Annotated in this window: 4 protein-coding genes; 2 read left to right on the top strand and 2 right to left on the bottom strand. The window is 71.1% G+C overall.

The features are described from left to right. Positions 1 to 27: 27 nt before the first annotated feature. Entirely contained in the window at positions 28 to 846 is an 819-nt protein-coding gene (locus QMX80_RS18320; RefSeq protein ID WP_055771752.1) for an NAD(P)-dependent oxidoreductase, read from the bottom strand. Between the two features lie 139 nt (positions 847 to 985). Here QMX80_RS18320 and QMX80_RS18315 point away from each other — a divergent pair, with 139 nt between their 5' ends. After that, on the top strand, positions 986 to 1,675 hold the full coding sequence (locus tag QMX80_RS18315; RefSeq protein ID WP_282278608.1) for a hypothetical protein: 690 nt from the start codon (positions 986 to 988) through the stop codon (positions 1,673 to 1,675). Between the two features lie 147 nt (positions 1,676 to 1,822). Here the strand turns inward: QMX80_RS18315 and QMX80_RS18310 are convergent, their stop codons facing one another. Next, positions 1,823 to 2,485: a phosphotransferase gene (locus QMX80_RS18310; protein ID WP_055771758.1), complete on the bottom strand. Its 663-nt coding sequence runs from the start codon at positions 2,483 to 2,485 to the stop codon at positions 1,823 to 1,825. Positions 2,486 to 2,625: 140 nt separating this feature from the next. On the opposite strand from QMX80_RS18310, the gene QMX80_RS18305 reads away from it, so the two are divergent. Then, the gene (locus QMX80_RS18305) at positions 2,626 to 4,638 is read left to right on the top strand and encodes a bifunctional DedA family/phosphatase PAP2 family protein (RefSeq protein WP_282278607.1); all 2,013 of its coding nucleotides are present in this window, start codon (positions 2,626 to 2,628) and stop codon (positions 4,636 to 4,638) included. The last annotated feature ends 147 nt before the right edge of the window (positions 4,639 to 4,785 follow it).

The raw sequence follows: 4,785 nt of genomic DNA, 5'->3' as shown, positions 1-4,785 counted from the left end.
GGCGATGGCCGCGGCCATCGCGGTGGCTCAGTCGAGGAACAGGTCCGGCAGCAGCGGCCGCGACGGATCGACCGCATAGGCGGACAGGTCGGCCACGCCGGCCTGCGCCAGCACCTCGTCGTCGATCAGGAACTGGCCGCTGAAGCCGGCCGCCTCGCGCACCAGCACCGCATGCGCGGCATCGGCCATGATCTCCGGGCGGCGGCAGCCGGCGGCATCGACGCCGGGAATCATGTTGATCGCATCGGTGGCGATGATGGTGCGCGGCCACAGCGCGTTCACCGCCACGCCCTGCGGCCCGAACTCGGCGGCCAGGCCCAGGGTCACGAAGCTCATGCCCATCTTGGCCAGGGTGTAGCCGGTGTGCGGCCCCCACCATTTGGGATCCAGGCTCGGCGGCGGCGCGAGGGTGAGGATGTGCGGATTCGGCGCCTGCAACAGGTGCGGCAGGCAGGCCTGCGCGCACAGGAAACTGCCGCGCGCATTGACCTGTTGCATCAGGTCGAAGCGCTTCATCGGCGTGTCCAGTGCGCCGCGCAGCCAGATCGCCGAGGCGTTGTTCACCAGGATGTCGATGCCGCCGAAGGTGTCGACCGTGGCCGCCACCGCCGCATGCACCTGGTCTTCCTCGCGGATGTCGCACTTCAGCGCCAGGCCGCGACCACCGGCCGCATTCACCGCTTCGACCGCGGTATGGATGGTGCCCGGCAGCTTGGGATTGGGCACCGCCGACTTGGCGGCGATGGCGACGTTGGCGCCGTCGCGCGCGGCACGCAGCGCGATGGCCAGGCCGATGCCGCGCGAGGCGCCGGTGATGAAGAGGGTCTTGCCTTGCAGGCTGCTCATGCGCGACTCCGCGATACCCGATGAAAGCGGAGCGCATTATGCGCCATGACCGCCGCCGCCCATGGCCGCGCGCGTCGAACACCTGCCGTTAATGCGCGATGCCGATACTGGCGCCCTCCCGTATCCGTCGTGCGTTCCAATGAAACCGTTGACTGTTGCCGTTCCCCTGCTGCTCGTCCTTTCCCTGGCGGCCTGCCAGAAACAGGCCGCCGCGCCGGCCGATGCGCCGCGCCCGCGCGATGCCGCCGGGCAGACCACCGGCTTGGGCAACAGCGATGCCGTGCCCTCGCGGATCGACGCCAGCGCGGTGTGGAGCGGATCGATCGACGCCTGCCGCAGCGACGCACCGCCTGCCGGCGGCAACTGCGTGGTCGAGGCCATGCGCGGCGCCGGGGCGACACCGGCCGCGATCGCCGCCGCGCAGCGCTTGGCCGCACAGGACAACCCCGGCTACGTGAGCGCCTGGGACGACCAGTCCGGCGTCGGCGTGGCGACGCTGGAATTCCCGCTGCGCGCCAACACCAACGAGGGCACCTGGCTGGTGGACGCCGAGGGCAGGACCATCGACGTGGATGCCGACGTGCTGCCGGACAGCGCGCGCGCCGAGGCATCGGCCAAGGCCTTCTTCGACAGGCATCCGGATGCCACACCCTTCGCCCCGGCACAGGCGGCCGGCACTGCGCCCCTGCCCGATGGCGGCGTGCGCCTGCTCTACACCACCCCGCTGCGCGGCTGCCATGCCTGTGCCGACGACGGCGTGCTCACCCTGGGCTACGACTTCGACGCCCAGCGTCGCTACCTCGGCAGGCAGGTGGTGGAGGTGCGCTGAGCCGGGTCGGAGCGTTATACGGCGGCCCGGTTCCGTAGCGCCGGGCAACGCCCGGCGGGGCTTGCCTGGTAATGCCCCAGCGGGGCGTTGCCCCGCTCTACAAGGCGGTATGGTTTTCCGAGGATCCATCCCGCTGCGCGGGATGGATCACATCTTCGGCCCCTGCCCCTCGTTGTCTTCCCAGTGCAGGATGCGCCGGGTGACGAAGCGGTAGACCGGCTTGCCGGTGGCGAACCACAGTTCGCGCACCCACGAATGGCGCTTGAGCAGGCGCAGCTCCACCGGCGTCAGGGCCTGCCGGCAGTACATGCGCTTGTGCTTGAGCAGGTGGCGCAGGTCCTCGCGGGCGAGCAGGCGCATCCAGCGCGAGCGCGGGTCGCCGCATACCGCCAGCTGGAAATCGATCAGCGCCGGCGAACCGTCGGCTCGTACCAGCCAGTTGGCTTCCTTGGCCAGGTCGTTGTGGGCGATGCCATGGCGGTGCACCTGCTGCAGCAGCCGGCGCGCGGCGCGGAACCAGGCCACGTCGCCGCGCGGCGGGCGCAGGTGCATCGCAGCGCCCTCCATGTAGCTGCGGTCCAGCCAGCGCCCGTCCCAGCCCAGCAGCTGCGGGGTCGCCTCCATGCCGCCCAGTCTGGCCAGCGCGCGGGCCTCGCGCCGTGCCAGCCACCAGGCCGGAAGCCGCAGCCACCACGGCGTGGCGCCGAGATCGCGGCGCACGAAACGGCGCCCGCCCTCGCGCACCAGCAGGATGCGGCCGAAGCTGTCGGACTTGAGGATCTGGATGCCGTCTTCGTTGGTGTTCGCCATCGCCGCCATTCTAGCGTCCGGCCCTCGTTGGCCGGGCCGGCCGCCCCGTGTCCAGGGGTTTTCCCCTACCTGCACGGCCGCTGTCCGGAACCCCGTGGCATGCCACCGGTCTGACACCCGCGCCCTTCTATAATCCCGCGATGGACTCTTCCTGGATCGACACCACCCTGGCCTGGATCGCCGCGCACCCGGTGCTGGCCGGCGCCGTCATTTTCGCCATCGCCTTCTGCGACGCCGTCATCATCCTCGGTGCGATCGTGCCGGCGCTGCCGCTGATGATCGCCGTCGGCGTGCTGATCGGCATGGGCGAGATCTCCGGCCCCTATGCGGTGGCCTGCGCCACCCTGGGCGCGTTCTGCGGCGATGGACTGAGCTACTGGGTCGGCCGGCGCTGGGGCGACCGCCTGCGCGGGGTGTGGCCGTTCAGCCGCTATCCGCAGCTGCTGGAGCGTGGCGAACTGCTGTTCAAGCGCAATGCGTTCAAGAGCATTCTGGTGGCGCGCTATGTCGGCGCGATCCGTCCGTTCGTGCCGGCCATCGCCGGCATGGCGAAGATGCCGCTGGCGCGCTACGCCCAACCCAGCGCCGTCGCCAGCCTGTCGTGGGCGGTACTGTTCCTGCTGCCGGGCTGGGCGCTGGGCCAGGCCTACGACGCGGTGGCGGCAGTGGCCGGGCGGCTGTTCCTGGTGGTGGCCCTGCTCGGGGTGATGCTGGGGCTGGTGTGGGCCATCGTGCTGTATGGCTACCGCTGGTCGGCCGCACGCATGGACGGCTGGCTGGCGCGCCTGCTGCGCTGGTCGCAGCGCCATCCGCACCTGCTCGGCCGCTACTGGAACGACCTGTTCGACCCGCGCCGGCGCGAGTCGGTGCCGCTGGCGATGCTCGCGCTGATGCTGCTGCTGCTGGGCTGGGGCTGGTTCGTGCTGCTGATGGTCGTGGTCGGCCACGGCGAGCCGCTGGCGCTGGACCTGGCCGTGCACCACCTGATGCTGGCCCTGCGCAATCCGCTGGCCGATTACCCGATGGCCGCGCTGGCCTCGCTGGGCGACTGGCAGGTGCTGCTGCCGGCCACCGCCGCGGGCATGGGCTACCTGTGCTGGCGCCGACGCTGGATGGCCGCCGCGCACTGGCTGGCCGCACTGGCGTTCGGCCTGGCGCTGACCAAGCTGCTCGGCGCCACCGTGGACGTGGTGCGGCCGCCGGCCGCCAGCAGCGGTTTCGGCTTTCCCTCGGTGTCGGTGACCATGGCCACCATCACCTTCGGCTTCTTCGCCGTGCTGATCAGCCGCGAACTGCCCGGCCGCACGCGGGTGTGGCCGTACCTGGTGTCGGGCATCGTGGTCACGATCATTGGCTTCGCCCGCCTCTACCTGGGCGCGCACTGGCTGAGCGATGTCATCGGCGGCATGTTGTTCGGCATCTTCTGGCTGCTGGTGCTGGGCATCGCCTACCGCCGCCGCTTCAACCGCTCCTTCTGGGTCAAGCCGGTGACGTGGCTGTTCTACGGCGTGTTCTTGCTGGCCGGGTTCTGGTACGCGCCGCGCAACGTGCCAGCCAAGCTCGCCAAGTTCGAACCGGCAGCCGAAGCGCCGCGGATAATGGACGCGGCCGGGTGGTGGCAGGACGGCTGGCGCGAACTGCCGGCGCGCCGCAACGAGTTCGACGACGACCAGCGCTGGCCGCTGGACGTGCAGGTAGCCGGGCCGCTGGCGCCCCTGCAGCAGCAGTTGGAGCGCCACGGCTGGAAGCTGCAGCCGCAGGCCGGCTGGCAGCAGGCCTTGGCCATGCTCGACAGCAAGGCCACGCCGGAACAGGTACCGGTACTGCCGGCGACGCTGGACACCAATGTCGAGTCGCTGCTGATGCTGCGCCAGGGCGCGCAGCCGGATGAACTGTATGCACTGCGCCTGTGGCCGGCGCCGGTACGGCTGCAACCGGGCCAGGCGCCACTGTGGCTGGGCAGCGCGCAGACCCTGCGCTACCAGCGCCATTTCAAGCTGTTCGGCCTGTGGCTGCCGCTGCGCGGCGTGGATCCGGCGCTGGAGGCGGTCAAGCAATCGCTCGACGGCATGGACACCCGCACCCAGGCGATGCCGGAGAGCGGGATGCCGCTGCTGATGGTCCGCAGCGCGCAGGCCCACGAGAGCATGTAGAGCGGGGCAACGTCCCGCTGGAGCCTTCCCGGCGAAGCCCCGCCGGGCGCCGCCCGGCGCTACAGAGCCCCGCCGCCTTGTAGAGCGGGGCAACGCCCCGCTGGAGCCTTCCCGGCGAAGCCCCGCCGGGCGCCGCCCCGCGCGACA

Source organism: Stenotrophomonas sp. PS02297, assembly GCF_029959705.1.
Lineage (GTDB): Bacteria > Pseudomonadota > Gammaproteobacteria > Xanthomonadales > Xanthomonadaceae > Stenotrophomonas > Stenotrophomonas nitritireducens.
Note: the sequence above shows the minus strand (reverse complement) of the source record. Positions and strands in the feature narration are given on the sequence as shown.

What these genes read in the sequence shown, in the direction of transcription:
- QMX80_RS18320 (WP_055771752.1), bottom strand. Translation starts at nt 846, where the DNA reads ATGAGCAGCCTGCAAGGCAAGACCCTCTTCATCACCGGCGCCTCGCGC.
- QMX80_RS18315 (WP_282278608.1), top strand. Translation starts at nt 986, where the DNA reads ATGAAACCGTTGACTGTTGCCGTTCCCCTGCTGCTCGTCCTTTCCCTG.
- QMX80_RS18310 (WP_055771758.1), bottom strand. Translation starts at nt 2,485, where the DNA reads ATGGCGAACACCAACGAAGACGGCATCCAGATCCTCAAGTCCGACAGC.
- QMX80_RS18305 (WP_282278607.1), top strand. Translation starts at nt 2,626, where the DNA reads ATGGACTCTTCCTGGATCGACACCACCCTGGCCTGGATCGCCGCGCAC.